This window comes from Modestobacter lacusdianchii, assembly GCF_054177765.1.
This window is the reverse complement of sequence record NZ_JBJJTJ010000007.1, coordinates 108193-124545: the sequence shown is the minus strand read 5'-3', so window position 1 is coordinate 124545 and position 16353 is coordinate 108193. Positions and strand designations below refer to the sequence as shown.

Genomic DNA, 16353 nt, shown 5'->3' with positions numbered 1-16353 from the left:
ACCACCCTGGCCCCGGGTGACCCGGCCGCGCCCGGGAAGCACCCGGTCAGGCCGGTGGTCGCCGTCCTCGCCCGCCGTGACGAGGACGGCGACGGGCGTCCCGCGCAGGCTCCGGACCCCCGCCGGCCGACGTCCCCGACACGCTCCGCAGCCGCCCGGCACGGGCGGCTGCCCCAGGGCCGCTGCTGCCTAGCCTGGCGGTGTGCTGCCCCCCGACTGGCTGACCGGCGCCCACCGCATCTGCGTGCTCACCGGCGCGGGCGTCTCCACCGACAGCGGCGTCCCGGACTACCGGGGGCCGCAGGGGGTGTGGACCCGGGACCCGGACGCGGAGAAGCTGGTCACCCTCTCCTGGTACCTGCGCGACCCGGAGATCCGCCGGCGCTCGTGGCTGATGCGCCGCGACCTGGTGGCCGCCGCCCCGTCCCCGAACCCCGGCCACGCCGCGCTGGTCGACCTGCAGCGGCAGGGCCGGCTGCGCGCCCTGCTGACCCAGAACGTCGACGGGCTGCACCAGGCGGCCGGGTCCACGGACGTGCTGGAGCTGCACGGCACGGTGCACACCGTCGAGTGCACCGGCTGCGGTGCCCGGTTCCCGACCGCCGACGTGCTCGCCCGGGTGGACGCCGGCGAGCCCGACCCCGCCTGCCCCGTCTGCGGTGGGGTGCTGAAGACGGCGACGGTCTACTTCGAGCAGGCGCTGGACGCCGACGTGCTGGACGCCGCCGCGCAGGCCGCCGCCGACTGCGAGGTGTTCCTGGCCGTCGGCACCTCCCTCGGCGTGCACCCGGCGGCCGGCCTGGTCGAGGTCGCCGCCGCGCACGGTGCGCGGGTGGTGATCGTGAACGCCGAGCCCACGCCCTACGACGGGCTGGCCGACCTGGTCGTGCGGGAGCCGATCAGCGCGGCGCTGCCCCGGCTGCTGACCGCAGGGAGCTGACGAGCCGTTCGCGGCCCGCGCCGGATAACGTGACGGCGACCACACCCCCCGGACCCGGGAGCCGGCATGCGCGTGCCCTTGACCACCCGTGACTTCCTCGACCGGGCGGAGCTGGTCTACGGCGACCGGGTCGGCATGGTCGACGAGCCCACCCAGCCCGCGCCGTCCCTGGGGGAGGTCAGCTACCGCGAGCTGGCCCGCCGGGCGCGGGCGGTGCAGGCGGGGCTGGACGCCCTGGGCGTCGGAGAGGGCGAGCGGGTGGCGGTGGTCAGCCACAACTCGGCCCGGCTGCTGGAGCTGCTCTACGCCGTCCCGTCGTCCGGGCGGGTGCTGGTGCCGGTGAACTTCCGGCTGCAGCCGGGCGAGGTGGGCTACATCGTCGAGCACTCCGGTGCGCGGGTGCTGCTGGTCGACCCCGAGCTCGAGCCGGCGCTGTCCGGGGTGACCGCCGAGCACCGGTTCACCCTCGGTGACGAGTACGAGTCCGGGCTGCTGCGCCCCGGCGCCGAGCCGCGGCCGTGGTCCGAGCCCGACGAGGACGCCACCGCCACGATCAACTACACCAGCGGGACGACGGCGCGGCCCAAGGGCGTGCAGCTGACCCACCGCAACGTCTGGCTGAACGCGGTCACCTTCGGCATGCACATGCAGGTCAGCGACCGCGACGTCTACCTGCACACGCTGCCGATGTTCCACTGCAACGGCTGGGGGCTGCTCTACACGGCGGCCGGGGTCGGGGCGACGCAGGTCGCGCTGCGCAAGGTCGACGGAGCCGAGATCCTGCGCCGGGTCGACCGGCACGGGGTGACGCTGATGGCCGGGGCGCCGGCGGTCTGGAACGCGGTGCTCGAGGCCGCCGCCGACTGGGACGGCCCGGTGCCCGGCCGCGACCGGGTGCGGATCGTCGTCGCCGGGGCGCCGCCGCCCTCCCGCACGATCGCCCGGGTCGAGGAGGAGCTGGGCTGGGAGTTCAACCAGATCTACGGCCTCACCGAGACCTCACCCCTGCTCACCGTCAACCGGCCGCGCGCCGAGTACGACGACCTCGACCCGCAGGCGCGGGCCAAGGCGCTGTCCCGGGCCGGGGTGCCGGCGCTGGGCACCCGGATCAGCACCAGCGAGTCCGGGGAGGTGCTGGCGCAGGGCAACACCGTGCTGGCCGGCTACTGGGACAACCCGCAGGCCTCGGCCGACGCGCTGGACGGCGGGTGGTTCCACACCGGGGACGGCGGCACGGTCGACGACGAGGGCTTCCTGACCATCTCCGACCGCAAGAAGGACGTGATCATCACCGGCGGGGAGAACGTCTCCTCGATCGAGGTGGAGGACGCCGTGTTCAGCCACCCCGCCGTCGCCGAGGTCGCGGTGATCGGCGTCCCGGACGACAGGTGGGGCGAGCTGGTCACCGCCCTGGTCGTGCTCGCCGAGGGCGCCTCCGCCACCGAGGCGGAGATCATCGCGCACTGCCGGACGACGCTGGCCGGCTACAAGGCGCCCAAGCGGGTCGAGTTCCGGGAGGGCATCCCGCGCACCGCCACCGGCAAGATCCAGAAGTTCAAGCTGCGCGAGGCGTTCTGGGCGGACTCCGAGCGCCGCTAGAAGGACCCCCCTTCCCCCCGACCCTCGCAAGCTCGGGCCGGGCCCCTGAAGGGGGGCCGAGGCTCGCTCACCGTGCGAACCCGCAGTCCTCACCCGGTGGGGGGAGGTGACTGCGCGTGCGCTCAGCCGTTCACCCGATCCGGTCGACGTCCCTCGTGAGAGCACACCCCGACGGGTGTGCCGGGACTGGTCGAGACCGGCGCCGCTGAACACCCTGGCGCCGGGCAACGGAGGAGCAGGCAGTGCGCGCACAGGTCGGTACGAGGCAGCAGGGCACGGGACGACCGGGTCCCGGACGGCGGACGGTGCGCCGCTGGACGGCCCGGGTGGTCGGCGTCGCCGCGGTCGCCACGCTCGGTCTGGGCGTCGCACCGGGCACCGCCTCGGCCGCGCCGGTCAACCCCAGCGACGGCCAGCTCACCGCCGCCCAGCAGGCCCAGCAGGCCGCGGCCGCGCAGGTCGGGCAGGTCACCGCCGCCCTGGCCCAGGCGCGGACCGCCGCCGAACGGGCGGCCGCGGACGCGAACACCGCGCTGCAGGACTACGAGGAGAAGCAGACCGCCCACGACGAGGCCCGGGTGGCCGCCGACGCCGCGGCCGCCGCCGCGGCGCAGGCCGAGGTCGAGCTGCAGGCCGGGCGGGACGAGGTCGTCGCCTTCGCCCGGGACAGCTACATGCAGGGCAGCACGTCGGCCGGCGCGCGGGCGTTCATGACCGCCGGCGGCCCGGCGCAGCTGCTCGAGCGGGCGGCGCTGCTGGAGACGGTGGGGGAGCACCGGGTCGACGTGGTCGCCCAGCTCACCGTGCTCGAGGAGCAGGCCACCGTCGCCGACCAAGCCGCGCAGCAGGCGGTGCAGCAGGCCGAGACCCTGCGGGCCGAGGCCGAGGTGCTGCTGGTCTCCGCGCAGCAGCAGGAGAGCGCGGCGCGCAGTCAGGCCGAGTCGCTGGCCGTGCAGCAGGAGCAGTACGCCGCCGGGCTCGCCTCGGCCGAGCAGACCCTCGTGGCGCTGCAGGGGCAGCGGGCCGAGGCCGAGACGTTCGCCGCCCAGCAGGCGGCGGCCCAGCAGCGCGCGGCCACCGCCGAGCGGGCGACCTCCCGCCCGAACAGCTCGTCGTCGGGCTCGGGGTCGTCGTCCGGGTCGGGGTCGGCGGGGTCTGGCTCGTCCGGTGGCTCGTCGTCCAGGCCGGCGCCGGCACCGGTGGTCGCCCCCACGCCGCCGCCGGTGACCACCGTCGGCGCCCCGTCGCGGTCGGCCGTGGAGACCGCCATCGCCGCGGCGATGAGCCAGCGCGGGGTGCCCTACTCCTGGGGTGGTGGCAACAGCAACGGGCCCAGCTACGGCATCGCCCCGGACACCCGGGTGTGGGGCTTCGACTGCTCGGGGCTGACCCAGTACGCCTACGCGCAGGCCGGCATCTCGATCGGCGGCACCAGCCGCGACCAGTACTGGCTCAACCGCGGCAAGACCGTGGCGAAGGGCGACCTGCAGCGGGGCGACCTGCTGTTCTGGGACAACGGCAGCAGCAACCCCACCTACCTGGACATCGTGCACGTGGCGATCTACCTGGGCGACGGTGAGATGATCGAGGCACCGACCAGCGGCTCGTACGTGAAGGTCTCCACCGCCCGGACGTCGAGCTCGACGTACTTCGGCGCCGTCCGGCCGGCCGGCTGAGCGAGGACCGCGCTCTGCGCCGGCCTCACGTGGGGCCCGGTGCCAGGTCGCGCGGGGATGGGGCGTCGGGCAGCCACGGGGGGAGCTGCCCGACGCGTCGCACACGCTAGCAGTCCCGATCCCCGCCCGGCAGTCCCCGGCCGGGCCCTGCGGCAGGTGTCGCGGCGGGTCGCGGAACGGGCGTGGCGGGGGTCCGTGACGCCTCCGGCACCGGTGGCCGGCACAGCCAGGTGTAGGACACTGGCGCCGTGACCGCTGCCGGCAGCTCGCCCGTATCCGCACAGCCCACCCCACCGTCGGCCGACGCGGCACGACTGGAGCGTGCGCTCTTCGAGGTCAAGCGCGTGATCGTCGGTCAGGACCGGCTGGTCGAGCGGATGCTGGTGGGCCTGCTCGCCCGCGGCCACGTGCTGCTGGAGGGTGTGCCGGGGGTGGCCAAGACCCTCGCCGTGGAGACGCTGGCCACGGTGGTCGGCGGCCGGTTCTCGCGCCTGCAGTTCACCCCCGACCTGGTGCCCGCGGACATCATCGGCACCCGCATCTACAAGGCCGGGCAGGACGCCTTCGACACCGAGCTCGGCCCGGTGTTCGCCAACTTCGTGCTCGCCGACGAGATCAACCGGGCGCCGGCGAAGGTGCAGTCGGCGCTGCTGGAGGTCATGGCCGAGCGGCAGGTCTCCATCGGCGGCGTCTCGCACAAGCTGCCCGACCCGTTCCTGGTGCTGGCCACCCAGAACCCGATCGAGAACGAGGGCGTCTACCCGCTGCCCGAGGCCCAGCGCGACCGCTTCCTGCTCAAGGTGCTCGTCGACTACCCGACGCCGGAGGAGGAGCGCGAGATCATCTACCGGATGGGCTCGACCCCGCCGAGCGCGGAGACGGTGCTCGGCCCGGACGACGTCCGCCGGCTGCAGCGCACCGCCTCGGAGGTGTTCGTGCACCACGCGCTGGTCGACTACGTCGTCCGGCTGGTGGTCGCCACCCGCGCGCCCCGCGAGCACGGCATGGACGACGTCGCCAGCTGGGTGTCCTACGGCGCCAGCCCGCGCGCCTCGCTGGGGCTGATCGCCGCCAGCCGGGCGCTGGCGCTGATCCGCGGCCGCGACTACGTGCTGCCCCAGGACGTGCTGGACGTGACCGCCGACGTGCTGCGGCACCGGCTGGTGCTCTCCTACGACGCGCTGGCCGACGGAGTGCCGGCCGACCACATCGTCCGGCGGGTGCTGGAGAGCGTGCCGCTCCCGCAGGTCACGCCGCGGCAGCGGGCCGGCGGCTACGGCCCGGGCAGCCCCGGCGGCCCGATGGTGCCCGGCTTCGGTGGCCCCGGCTACGGCCCGCCGCCCGGCCCGCCGCAGGGGATGCCGCACAACGGTGCGCCGCAGCAGCCCAACGGTGCGCCGCCGCAGAACGGCGCACCCGGGCCGCACGCGGGATGACCGAGGGCAGCGCGGCGGTGGACGCCGGCGGGAACGGGGCACCGCCGCACTTCGGTCCGGGCAGCAACGCCCCGGTGCTGCTGCGCCGCCTGGAGCTCACCGTGCGCCGCCGGCTGGACGGGCTGCTGCAGGGCGACCACCTCGGCCTGGTCCCCGGCTCCGGCAGCGAGGCCGGCGACGCCCGCAGCTACCACCCCGGGGACGACGTCCGGCGGATGGACTGGCCGGTGACCGCGCGCACCCAGGTGCCGCACGTCCGGGAGACGATCGCCGACCGGGAGCTGGAGACCTGGGTGGTGCTGGACCTGTCGGCCAGCCTGGACTTCGGCACCGCGAACTGCGAGAAGCGTGACCTGGCGATCGCCGGGCTGGCGGCGGTCAGCCACCTCACCGTGCGCGGCGGCAACCGGCTGGGCGCGGTCGTGACCACCGGTGAGCGGGTCGACCGCCACCCGGCCGCGCCGGGCCGGCTGGCCGCCGATCGGCTGCTGCGCCAGGTGGTCGCCACCCCCCGGGCCGGCAGCGGACGCCGGGGAGACCTGGCCGCCGCGCTGGAGTCGCTGCGCCGTCCGCCGCGCCGCCGGGGCCTGGTCGTGGTGATCTCCGACTTCCTGGGCGACGCCGACTGGGAGCGCCCGCTGCGTGGGCTGGGGCCGCGGCACGAGCTGCTCGCGATCGAGGTGGTCGACCCGCGTGAGCTGGAGCTGGCCGACGTCGGCCTGCTCACCGTGGTCGACCCGGAGAGCGGCCAGACCCTGGAGGTGCCCACCGGTGATGCCGAGGTGCGCCGCCGGTTCGCCGAGGGCGCCGCGGCCCAGCGCCGCGAGGTCGCCGCCGCCCTGCGCCGGGCCGGTGCCGGGCACCTGAGACTGCAGACCGACCGCGACTGGCTCACCGACGTCGTCGGCTACGTCGCGCACCGCCGGCGCGCCGGTAACGGAGGGGCTTCCCGATGACGTTCCAGTCGCCCTGGTGGCTGTTCGCGCTGCTGGCGGTGGTCGCCGTCGTCGCGCTGTACGTGGTGCTGCAGCTGCGGCGGGCCCGGTACGCCGCCCGGTTCACCAACGTCGCGCTGCTCGGCTCGCTGGTGCCCCGGCGGGCCGGCTGGCGCCGGCACGTCGCCTTCGGCCTGGTCGCCCTCGGCCTGGGCGTGCTGGTGGTCTCGCTGGCCCAGCCGAGCACCGAGGTGCGGGTGCCCCGCGAGCGGGCCACGGTGATCATGGCGGTGGACGTCTCGCTGTCGATGCGCGCCACCGACGTGGAGCCCGACCGGTTCGAGGCGATGCAGGTCGCCGCGCAGCAGTTCGTCGAGGTGCTGCCCGAGCGGATCAACCTGGGGCTGGTCTCCTTCGCCGGGACGGCGACCACGCTGGTCACCCCGACGACCGAACGCGAGGAGGTGGCCACCGCGATCCGGAACCTGGAGCTGGCGGAGGCGACCGCGATCGGGGACGCGGTGTTCACCTCGCTGACCGCGATCACCAACTTCCAGGCCAGCCTGGAGGCGCAGGGCGAGGAGCTGCCGCCGGCCCGGATCGTGCTGCTGTCCGACGGCTACAGCACGGTGGGCCGCGACGAGACCCAGGCGATCGACGCGGCCAACGCCGCCTCGGTGCCGGTGTCGACGATCGCCTTCGGCACCGACTACGGCACGCTGGACCTCAACGGCGAGCGGGTGCCGGTGCCGGTCGACCGGGCGACGCTGGAGCAGATCGCCGACGAGACCGGCGGCAGCTACAGCGAGGCGGCCACCGTCGCCGAGCTGGAGGCGGTCTACGAGGACCTCGGCAGCCAGATCGGCTACACGACCGAGCCGCAGGACATCAGCCCGTGGTTCGTCCGCGGTGGGCTGCTGTTCGCCTTCCTCGGTGTGGTCGCCTCGCTGCTCTGGACCAACCGGCTGCTGTGACGCCCCTCCCCGCGGCGGGGGAGGGGCGTCGTCGGCCTCAGCGGGTCGGGTCGAGGGTGAGCTTGCCGGTGGTGCGGCGGGCGAGCAGGTCCTGGTGGGCCTCGCGGACGGCGGTCAGCGGGTACCGGCCACCGGCCACCGGCCTCAGGGTCCCGTCCGCGACCAACGAGAGCAGGTCGGTCATCGCGGCGTCCATCATCTCCGGCCGGGTCATGCAGTGCGCCAGCCAGAAGCCGATGACGGCGCGGCTGGTGCCCATCAGCGCGGGCACGGCGACCGAGGCGGGGGCCTCGCGACCGGCCATGCCGTAGGCGGCCAGCCGGCCGAACGGGGCAAGTGCGGACAGCGAGCCGGTGAAGACGTTGCCGCCGGTCATCTCCAGCACGATGTCCACCTTCTTCCCGCCGTTGGCCTCGCGGAGGGCGGCGGTGAAGGCCTTCGGGTCGTCCTCGGCCAGCGCCGGGTCGACGGTGGCGTCCGCGCCCAGCGACTCGGCCAGCTGGCGCTTCTCCGGGCTGGAGGCGGTGGCGATGACCCGGCCGGCGCCCCAGTGCTTGGCCAGCTGGATCGCCAGCGTGCCCACGCCACCGGCGCCGGCGATGACGACGACGGACTCGCCGGGGGAGAGGTGGGTGGAGGTGCGCAGCAGGTGCCAGGCGGTGGCGCCCTGCAGGACGACGGCCAGCGCCTGCTCGTCGGTGACGCCGTCGGGCACCGGCCAGGTCAGCCGCGGGTGGGCGGCGACCTTCTCCGCGTACCCGCCGCCGGGCAGCAGGCCGACCACCCGCTGGCCGCCACCGGCCGGGGTGCCGACGAACTCCGCGCCCGGGACCAGCGGCAGCTCCTGCTTGGCCAGGTAGCTGTCCTCGGTCTGGTGGGTGTCGGCGAAGTTGACGCCTGCGGAGGAGATGTCGAACAACGTCTCGCCGTCCCCGGGGACCGGGTCGGGCAGGTCGACGACGTCCATGACCTCGGGGCCGCCGAAGCGGGTGATCTGCACAGCACGCATACCCGTGAGGCTATGGCTTCGCGCAATCACGCCCGCCATGTCCGTCACGCCCGGTCATCCGGCGAGTGGCCCCTGGGCGGCGGCACATGCGGCTTCGCAGGGAGCCAGGCAGGCTCGGAAAGTGTCGTACCTGTGGCGGAGGCTGCTCGCATGCGCGGGATCCAACCAAGCTCGAACCCGGGCCCCGCCCTGCGTATGACTCTCGCCCTTGGCCCCAACGACGAGCGGGTGGACATCCGCAGGCCGGGGGCCTACGAGCGTTGGCACAGCCGGGGTGGGCTGAGGTGCGTCAGCTGCGGCGAGCCGGTCCACCCCTTCCTGAGAGGCGATCGGGTCTGGCTGAGGCACAACGCTGCCGACGCCGAGCACCGACACAGGTCAACCGGTGCAGGGGGGCGGGAGAGCGAGGAGCACGTCGCTCTGACCTGGTGGATCCATGACTGGCTCGAGGCGCAGAGCCTTTCGCCGAAGTACAACAGGACCGCGGCTGAGCTGCGCCCGGACGTGCAGGTGGAGGTCCCGGGGCGGAAGGTCGCCTACGAGGTCCAGCTGTCGGCCATCCCCCTCCACGCGGCACGCCTGCGCACAGAGCTGCTGCAGCACCACGGCTACGAGGTCCTATGGGTGACGCGCAACGTCGATTGGGTGGATCAGCTTCCGGCGGTCGGACTCCGCGCGGAGACCGAGCAACCCGATCGCTACAGAACGACCGAGGTGCACGGCCTCCACTACTCCGTGATGGAGGGCTACCTGTCCTTGGACCGCAGGACCGGGAGATTGCAGCCAGGAGCGCGTCGTCCTGCGCTGGCGACCTTCTTGAGAGACCACCTGGCGCAGACCCTGGACTGGGGGCCGGTCCAGCAGAATTCCGACGGCATGCAGAACGGCTGGGCATCTATGGACGACTGGAAGCGGCACACAGAATGGCAGGCTCGCCGAATAGCCGAGCTCGAGACGATGCTGCACGAGGTGGCCGACGCACGGTCTGGTCTACAGCGTCAGCTCGGTGCGCTCGATGCAGCTGCGCGCGGCCGGCAGCGTGACCTCGTCGAAGCGCAGGAACAGCTCGATCAGCGGACGAGCGAACTGGATCGGGAGCGAGGGTACGTCGCTGAAGCGGAGCAGCGATGTCTCGCAGCAGGTCGAACGGCGGCACAGTGGCGGCACGCGTACGAGGCTCTCCGCGGCGAACTCAGTAGTACGGCCTTCCGTCGCTGGAAGTTCAGGGCGTTGCTGAAGCCACCGGAGTGACTCCACGGTCCGCCGGGGGCAGAGCGCGCCCACCGAACGACGGAGGAGCGTCAACGTGCTTAGCGTTTTGGCAGCCGGCCGTGCTGAGAGGACGAGGCGCGTCTCACGACTCCCGGTGGTGGGTGTCGGCGTAGTTCAGCCCGGATGAGCTGACGTCGTACAGCTGCTCGCCGTCCCCGGGGGCCGGGTCGGGGAGGTCGACGATGTCCATGACGTCGGGACCGCCGAAGCGGGTGATCTGAACAGCGCGCATGAGGCGAGGCTAGGGCCTCGAGCCGGTGTCAAGTTGTCGCCCCCTTGGCTCTCAGGGCGATGGCACCTTGCGCCGCATCGGCTGCCGTGGTGCAGAACCCGTTCCATCATCGTGTAGGTGTACTGCCCGGACAGGTTGGTGCACAGCGTGGTGAAGATCAGTTCTTGATGTGAGGAGGGACCTCCGGGTTCTGTGTGGGAGCCGCCAAGCAACCCATCCAGACCCCAGGAGGTCCCTCGTGGTCCACCGTAATGCGCCGCTGACCGAGACCGGACGCCTTCGACTGGCGCGCTGTGTGGTCGAGCAGGGCTGGCCGGTCGCCCGGGCCGCCGAGCGCTTCCAGGTCTCCCGTCCGACCGCGACCCGCTGGGCTCAGCGCTACCGCGAGCAGGGCCCAGCCGGCATGGCCGACCGCTCTTCCCGACCGGCCAGCTCACCGCGGCGCACGCCGCTGCCGGTGGTGCGCAGGATCGTGCACCTGCGGTGGAAGCAGCGGCTGGGACCGGTCGCCATCGCCGGCCGTGTCGGACTGGCGCCCTCGACCGTCCACCGGATCCTGGTCAGTTGCCGGATCAACCGCCTCTGGCACGTCGACCGAGCCACCGGCGAACCGATCCGCCGCTACGAGATGACCCGGCCCGGCGAACTGGTGCACGTCGACATCAAGAAGCTGGGCAACATCCCCGACGGCGGCGGCTGGCGCATCCACGGCCGCGCGGCTGGCCGACGCAACACCCAAGCCCACCGCGACCCGAGCCGGCCCCGCAAAATGCACGGCCGACCCAACCTGGGCTACTGCTACGTGCATTCGGCCGTCGACGGCTTCAGCCGGCTGGCCTACTCCGAGGTCCTCGACGACGAGACCGCCGCCACCGCGCTTGCCTTCTGGGCCAGAGCCCGCGTCTTCTTCGCCGGCCACGGAATCAGCGTCGAGCGGGTGCTCACCGACAACGGCAGCGCCTACAAGAGCCACGCCTGGCGTCAGGAACACGCCGCCCTCGGAATCAAGCATTCGCGAACCCGCGTCCGCAGGCCCCAGACCAACGGCAAAGTCGAACGACTCAATCGCACCCTGCTCGAGGAATGGGCCTACAAACGGCTCTACACCTCCGAGACCGCTCGCCGAGCTGCCCTGTCAGGCTGGCTGCACCACTACAACAACCACCGACCCCACACAGCAGTCGGCAACCTCCCGCCGATCACCCGCTGCACCAACGTCACCGAGCAGTACATGTAGGCGGTCAGCCCATGGGGCTCGGCTCAAGCACCCGCGCTTCGAGGCCCCCGACGGTCAATTGCCAGACGCGGGCAATCTCTTCTGTCGGGGTAACTTCGCATGCCGCAGCTTCGTCAGGCAGGCGGCGAACTCGCGCTCGTTCTGGACGCCAGGCCCGCCCTTGTACGCGCCGTAGCCGCCACCGACGTCGTACGTGCGCCGTATTTAGGTAGTACTTGAACTTGTTGATGGTGTTCGTCCCGCCGGCTTGGACAAGCAGATCGAACCTGTGTCATTCGGTCTAAAAGTCTGGTGCATTTAGTCGTTCAGCGGCGGTCATGAAGAAGGCGCGGAAAGTGAACTCTTCGGTATTGGGCGGCCGTACCTTCTTGGCATGGGACAGGATGCGGGTCATAGCCTCCTCGGTAGCGTTTACCACCCAGTCCTGTGCTGGCAGGTTCACGACCGCGACCATAGAAATTGAAGCACTGCTCGGGGACCACCCATGCGCCGCGGGTCCACCGCAGCGCAGCACGCAGTGTCCGCGAAGCGCACTCCTCCGCACCGGAAGTCGCGTGCCGCACTCGACGCCCTGTGACGGTTGGGACGCGTGGGGCGGTGTCGGCCCGAAACTGTCACCCCCTGCGGGGAGGCTGGGGCCTGGAGCGCAGAACACCCCGGTCGGCTGACCGAGGTCGCGTACCGGGGTGCCGTCTACATGGGTGTAGGGGCAGCGAGGTAGCACCGGCGTTCCGGGCGGCAGGGGAAGTACCTCGCCGCAGGAAGGACGATCGTGCCCCAGACTGCCTATCCGTCCCTGGAAGAGCTCCTTGAGCAGGCGCGACTCCGCATTCAGGTGACCGGAGACGAACTGGACGAGGCCAAACGTCGACGCGAGGCCATCGCCGCCGCGCTGTGCCGGGAGTTCCGCGGATCCCGGGCGTACTTCAACGGGAGCGTGGCGCACGGCGACGCACTCACGCCACTGACGGACATCGACCTCGGCATCGTCATCGCCGAGGCCCTGCCCACCCACGGGCCCGGCAAGGAGGGACCCCGGGACTTGATGGAACGGGCGGCGGACGCCATCCGCCGGGAGCTCAAGGACGACTACCCGAAGCTCACCGTCCAGGTGGAGGGCTGCAAGCGCGCGGTCCTAGTCCGCTTCGGGGATCCGGTGCACGCCGGCGAGAAGGATTTCACCGCCGACGTCATCTGCGCGGTCGACAACCTCGCTGCCCCGGGGCTGTTCATCCCGAAGATGCCCAGCTGGGACCGCTCACATCCCGAGGCGCACACCGGGATGGTGCTCCAGGCCATCGACGACACCGACGTCGCCTTCGCGCGCATCGTCCGACTGCTCAAGCACTGGAACCGCCGCAACGGCAAGCCGCTGTGCTCCTGGAACATCAAGGCGCTCGCGCTCGGCTGCATCACCGGGCCCACGACGCAGCTCGCCGGCCTCGCCACCTGGTTCCAGTACGCCGCCGACGAGCTGGACAAGGGCGAGACGCGCGACCCCGCCCACGTCGCCGAGAAGCCCATCAAGCTGAACAAGCCCCGGTCTGAGGTCGTCACGGCCCTGCGCCGGGCGGCGAAACGGATCGACGAGGCGACGCGCCTTGAGGAGGCCGGCTACTCCCAGCTAGCCCACGACGAGCTGGCCAAGCTGTTCAACGACGAGGCCATGCTGCCGCGGCCGAACCAGAAAGCCGTGGCCGCGGAAGCGCTGCGCTCCTGGGCTCAGGCCCGCAAGCGTGGCGTCGCCACCGGCACCGGCGCCGGGGCGCAGCGGGCCCGAACCCCGGTGAAGAGCTGGGCGCCGTGAGCGCCGGCCTCTCCGTCGCATCGACTATGGCGGCGAGGTCGGACATCGGCTGGTACGGCCTTCAGCCGTGGTGGCAGATGCTGATGGAGGCAGCTGCACGCCGGGAGCACGGTCGGGACCTACGCGTCCACCTTGAGGTCGACCTGCTCGTATACGGAGTGCCGATTGAGGTGCCCGGCCGGCTCGACCCCGTCCCGGTCAGCGTCTTCTTCTTCGCGCGTCCGCCGTACCCGTGCTGGGGACTGCCGCCGGAGGAGTACCCACGCGTCATCGCTGACCCCGACTCGACCTCGCCGCACCGGATGCCGGGCGACAACGCCCTCTGCCTGTACTACCCGCTCTCCCCGCCCGGCGAGCGGTGGCAGCCGAAGGACGGCCTGCTCGCACTCATCGACCTGACGCGCGACCACCTGTTTTTCGAGGACCACTGGTGGGCCACCGGCGGCAAGCGCGGCGGCCAGTGGTTGGGCGAAGAGCAGCCGCACGGCTTCCCCGGCGAAGCGGCATGAGCGCTCTGGCAGCCGCGGATTCCACGACCGAGCAGCAGGGCGGCTGGGACCGCCTGGTGGCCGCCCTCGACGGTGGCGACGTCGCCACGGTCCTCGCCGCAGCACTCGGCTTGCTCGGTGCCCTCACGGCCGCCATGGTCGCCGCGATCGTCGCGGTGAAGGCTTACAAGACCCAGCAGAAGGAGACCCGCCGACAGCAGCGGGCGACCTTCTACGCCGAGGCCGTGCGAGCGGTGGAGGACTACGCCGAGGCGCCCTACCGCATTCGCCGCCGGGACGGCTCCGCTGCCGCCCGGCGCGAGCTCACGCAGCACCTCAGCGACATCAAGTCCAGAATCAGCTTTTACACGGCGTTGTTGGCGATCCACAGCACCGACGTCGTTGCGGCCGCCTACGCCGCGTACGTGCAGGCTGCCCGTTCGGAGGCCGGACAGCAGATGACGGCGGCCTGGCGCGGCCGGCCGACAAAGCGGGACAAGGACGTGCCGGTGGGTTCAGCGCTGCCGAGGGAGCGTACGAACGCCGCCCGGCGGGCCCTGTTGGCGGTCATGAAGACCGACTTGGAGCGGTAGCCGGGGCCTCCCCGCGATTGCACTTCGCCGACAGGCGTCGATGCACCGCCGCGAAAGGATTCAGATGGCGAACTTCAATCTTGTCGGGAGCATGTTGGCCTCCACTATTCCACGCCCATGCGGACTCTGCGGTGATATCCGCAGGCTTTCTAGAGCACACGTACCGCCACAGATCGCAGGAAACGACACGAGGGTGGTGCGCGCGTCTGATGTAATCGTTGGAGGAGTCCGCCGCGGGGGCCGTTGGAGCGAAGGCGGCATGTGGGTTCGTGGCCTGTGTGAACGCTGCAATAATCTCGCTGGGATCGAATATGACCGAGCGTACGCGGACTTCGCGGGGCAGGTGGCTCGTCTCTCAAGCCCACTGGCTTTGCGGCTAGCGGTTATCCCTGGCTAGGCGCCTGGCGCACGTTTCGCGCCGGGTTTGGTTGCGCGATGCGTGCTATTCGGAATGTTCGCCGTCAATCCGCGCCTACGAGTATGGGACTGCTGCACGGATAGGTGACAGGTCAGGTCAGGCGGCCTAAGCGGCCATTGCGGGCTCGATCATCTCGCACTCGATGGGTGTGAGGTGGCCGAGGGCGGCTTGCCGCCGTCGGCGGTGGTAGGTCCGTTCGATCCAGGTGACGATGGCGATCCGCAGCTGCTGGCGGGTGGTCCAGCGCTGGCGGTCCAGGACGTTCTTCTGCAGCAGCGCAAAGAAGGACTCCATCGCCGCGTTGTCCCCGGCAGCACCCACCCGACCCATCGAGCCGACCAGCCCGTGGGTGCTGAGGGCGTGGACGAATTTGCGAGAACGGAACTGCGACCCCCTGTCCGAGTGCACGATGCAGCCGGCGACGTCGTGCCCGGCTGTCGCGCGCCTGGCGACCGCGGACTCCAGCGCTGCCACGGCCAGCCGCGACTGCATCCGGGCGTCCATGGCGTAGCCGACGATGCGGTTGGAGCGCACGTCCTTGATCGCGCAGAGGTAGAGCTTGCCCTCGGCGGTGGGGTGCTCGGTGATGTCGGTCAGCCACAGCCGGTTGGGCCGCTCGGCGGTGAAGACCCGCTGGACGCGGTCATCGTGCACCGGCGGCCCGGGCCTGCCGGCCTTGCCGCGGCGGGGCTTGCCGAACGCTGACCACCAGCTCATCGACGAGCACAGCGCCCAGGCGGTGCGCTCCGCCATCGGTTCCCCGGCGCTGGCGGCTTCGGTGGCCAGGTAGCGGTATCCGAACTCAGGGTCATCGCGGTGGGCGGCGTGCAGAGCGTTGGCCCGGTAGGCCGCCTCAAGCTCGGCGGTGGTGACCGGTGCGGCCAGCCACCGGTAATAGGGCTGGCGGGCGATCTTCAGGACCCGGCACGTCACCGCGACCGGTACCCGCACACGGGCGCCGGCAGCGGCCAGCTCTCGGACGAGCGGGTAGATCATTTTCCCGGAAGGTTCGCCTGCGACAGGTAGGCCGCCGCCCGGCGCAACACCTCGTTCTCCTGCTCCAGCAGCCGGATCCGCCGGCGGGCATCGCGCAGCTCGGTGTTCTCCGCCGCGGTCGTGCCGGGCTTGACGCCGTCCTCGACGTCGGCGGCCTTCAGCCAGTTCGTCAGACATGACTCGCTGATCCCGAAGTCCGCCGCGATCTGCTTCAGATGGGTGCCGGGCTCACGGCTGCGGGCGACGTTCACCACGTCGTCCCGGAACTCCTTGGGATAGGGCTTGGGCACGATCAACATCCTTCCAGCGGTGCCTGTCGGCACCACAGATCAGATGTCACCTGTCCGTGCAGCAGTCCCTATTGTTTCCCGAGCTGGCACACGATCTACTGCACGAAAGCGTCCGCGGTGCGGGCCCTGTGCGGTGGCCCGACCAGTTGGTGCTGCGAGTCGGCCGGACCCACCCCGGACTCCCGCGAGAAGGAGTGTTGTCTAGCAGAATCTGGTCAATGCGAGTGCTGAATGAGCGCGTGGTCCATTTCGCGTTCGGCGACATCGTGTTCCCGCCGTTGGTGTGGAGTCTGGTGCCCGCGCATGAGGATGGCGCGCGCGACGGACTAGGACCCCAGATCACCGGGCGCTTAGCTGATGCCAGCGCTTGGGTTCACTACGGCCCAGACCGGACGTCTGTTGACCTCCGATCTCTTACCCGGACGCTTCCATCGTTCGCGCATCCCATGCA

The 16353-nt window shown here is 71.7% G+C and carries 15 protein-coding genes; 11 read left to right on the top strand and 4 right to left on the bottom strand.

The genetic code is table 11. The features are described 5' to 3' along the window. Nucleotides 1-202: 202 nt before the first annotated feature. The 6 genes from ACJTNH_RS07250 (at nucleotide 203) to ACJTNH_RS07225 (ending at nucleotide 7560) form a co-directional block, all read left to right on the top strand. Nucleotides 203-940 carry an SIR2 family NAD-dependent protein deacylase gene (locus tag ACJTNH_RS07250; RefSeq protein WP_458174077.1) on the top strand — a complete coding sequence of 246 codons (738 nt, stop codon included), beginning with the start codon at nucleotides 203-205 and terminating at the stop codon, nucleotides 938-940. 66 nt (nucleotides 941-1006) lie between these two features. Beyond that, nucleotides 1007-2539, top strand: a complete 1533-nt coding sequence (locus tag ACJTNH_RS07245) for an AMP-binding protein (protein ID WP_458174075.1) — start codon at nucleotides 1007-1009, stop codon at nucleotides 2537-2539. A gap of 305 nt (nucleotides 2540-2844) precedes the next feature. Continuing rightward, nucleotides 2845-4215 carry a C40 family peptidase gene (locus ACJTNH_RS07240; protein WP_458174073.1) on the top strand — a complete coding sequence of 457 codons (1371 nt, stop codon included), beginning with the start codon at nucleotides 2845-2847 and terminating at the stop codon, nucleotides 4213-4215. Between the two features lie 248 nt (nucleotides 4216-4463). Continuing rightward, entirely contained in the window at nucleotides 4464-5651 is a 1188-nt protein-coding gene (locus ACJTNH_RS07235) for an AAA family ATPase (protein WP_458174071.1), read from the top strand. Next, nucleotides 5648-6607, top strand: a complete 960-nt coding sequence (locus ACJTNH_RS07230; protein ID WP_458174069.1) for a DUF58 domain-containing protein — start codon at nucleotides 5648-5650, stop codon at nucleotides 6605-6607. The genes ACJTNH_RS07235 and ACJTNH_RS07230 overlap by 4 nt, the downstream gene beginning before the upstream one ends. After that, entirely contained in the window at nucleotides 6604-7560 is a 957-nt protein-coding gene (locus ACJTNH_RS07225) for a VWA domain-containing protein (protein WP_458174067.1), read from the top strand. Before ACJTNH_RS07230 ends, ACJTNH_RS07225 begins: the two co-directional genes overlap by 4 nt. Before the next feature lie 37 nt (nucleotides 7561-7597). Here the strand turns inward: ACJTNH_RS07225 and ACJTNH_RS07220 are convergent, their stop codons facing one another. Beyond that, a complete protein-coding gene (locus ACJTNH_RS07220) occupies nucleotides 7598-8569 on the bottom strand; it encodes a quinone oxidoreductase family protein (protein ID WP_458174065.1) in 972 nt (323 codons plus the stop codon). 228 nt (nucleotides 8570-8797) lie between these two features. Between ACJTNH_RS07220 and ACJTNH_RS07215 the strand changes: the two genes are divergently transcribed. Continuing rightward, nucleotides 8798-9820, top strand: a complete 1023-nt coding sequence (locus ACJTNH_RS07215; RefSeq protein WP_458174063.1) for a competence protein CoiA family protein — start codon at nucleotides 8798-8800, stop codon at nucleotides 9818-9820. A 103-nt stretch (nucleotides 9821-9923) separates the two neighbouring features. On the opposite strand, the gene ACJTNH_RS07210 is transcribed toward ACJTNH_RS07215, so the two are convergent. Further along, nucleotides 9924-10073, bottom strand: a complete 150-nt coding sequence (locus tag ACJTNH_RS07210) for a Zn-dependent oxidoreductase (protein WP_458174061.1) — start codon at nucleotides 10071-10073, stop codon at nucleotides 9924-9926. 238 nt (nucleotides 10074-10311) lie between these two features. Here ACJTNH_RS07210 and ACJTNH_RS07205 point away from each other — a divergent pair, with 238 nt between their 5' ends. Then, a complete protein-coding gene (locus ACJTNH_RS07205) occupies nucleotides 10312-11310 on the top strand; it encodes an IS481 family transposase (protein WP_458174059.1) in 999 nt (332 codons plus the stop codon). A 280-nt stretch (nucleotides 11311-11590) separates the two neighbouring features. On the opposite strand, the gene ACJTNH_RS07200 is transcribed toward ACJTNH_RS07205, so the two are convergent. Continuing rightward, complete coding sequence (locus tag ACJTNH_RS07200; RefSeq protein WP_458174057.1) at nucleotides 11591-11752, bottom strand: hypothetical protein; 162 nt, start codon at nucleotides 11750-11752, stop codon at nucleotides 11591-11593. A gap of 330 nt (nucleotides 11753-12082) precedes the next feature. Between ACJTNH_RS07200 and ACJTNH_RS07195 the strand changes: the two genes are divergently transcribed. From ACJTNH_RS07195 to ACJTNH_RS07185, 3 genes are read left to right on the top strand one after another with little or no spacing between them, the layout of a single operon-like run. Further along, on the top strand, nucleotides 12083-13117 hold the full coding sequence (locus ACJTNH_RS07195) for a hypothetical protein (protein ID WP_458174055.1): 1035 nt from the start codon (nucleotides 12083-12085) through the stop codon (nucleotides 13115-13117). Next, nucleotides 13114-13626, top strand: a complete 513-nt coding sequence (locus ACJTNH_RS07190; protein ID WP_458174053.1) for a hypothetical protein — start codon at nucleotides 13114-13116, stop codon at nucleotides 13624-13626. Before ACJTNH_RS07195 ends, ACJTNH_RS07190 begins: the two co-directional genes overlap by 4 nt. Further along, nucleotides 13623-14198: a hypothetical protein gene (locus ACJTNH_RS07185; protein ID WP_458174051.1), complete on the top strand. Its 576-nt coding sequence runs from the start codon at nucleotides 13623-13625 to the stop codon at nucleotides 14196-14198. The genes ACJTNH_RS07190 and ACJTNH_RS07185 overlap by 4 nt, the downstream gene beginning before the upstream one ends. Nucleotides 14199-14721: 523 nt before the next feature. On the opposite strand, the gene ACJTNH_RS07180 is transcribed toward ACJTNH_RS07185, so the two are convergent. Continuing rightward, a protein-coding gene (locus tag ACJTNH_RS07180) for an IS3 family transposase (RefSeq protein ID WP_458174184.1) occupies nucleotides 14722-15902 on the bottom strand; the annotation gives its coding sequence in 2 pieces (ribosomal slippage) (nucleotides 14722-15627 and nucleotides 15630-15902; 1179 coding nt in all). Nucleotides 15903-16353 lie beyond the last annotated feature (451 nt).

What these genes read in the sequence shown, in the direction of transcription:
- ACJTNH_RS07245 (WP_458174075.1), top strand. Translation starts at nt 1,007, where the DNA reads ATGCGCGTGCCCTTGACCACCCGTGACTTCCTCGACCGGGCGGAGCTG.
- ACJTNH_RS07230 (WP_458174069.1), top strand. Translation starts at nt 5,648, where the DNA reads ATGACCGAGGGCAGCGCGGCGGTGGACGCCGGCGGGAACGGGGCACCG.
- ACJTNH_RS07225 (WP_458174067.1), top strand. Translation starts at nt 6,604, where the DNA reads ATGACGTTCCAGTCGCCCTGGTGGCTGTTCGCGCTGCTGGCGGTGGTC.
- ACJTNH_RS07220 (WP_458174065.1), bottom strand. Translation starts at nt 8,569, where the DNA reads ATGCGTGCTGTGCAGATCACCCGCTTCGGCGGCCCCGAGGTCATGGAC.
- ACJTNH_RS07210 (WP_458174061.1), bottom strand. Translation starts at nt 10,073, where the DNA reads ATGCGCGCTGTTCAGATCACCCGCTTCGGCGGTCCCGACGTCATGGAC.
- ACJTNH_RS07185 (WP_458174051.1), top strand. Translation starts at nt 13,623, where the DNA reads ATGAGCGCTCTGGCAGCCGCGGATTCCACGACCGAGCAGCAGGGCGGC.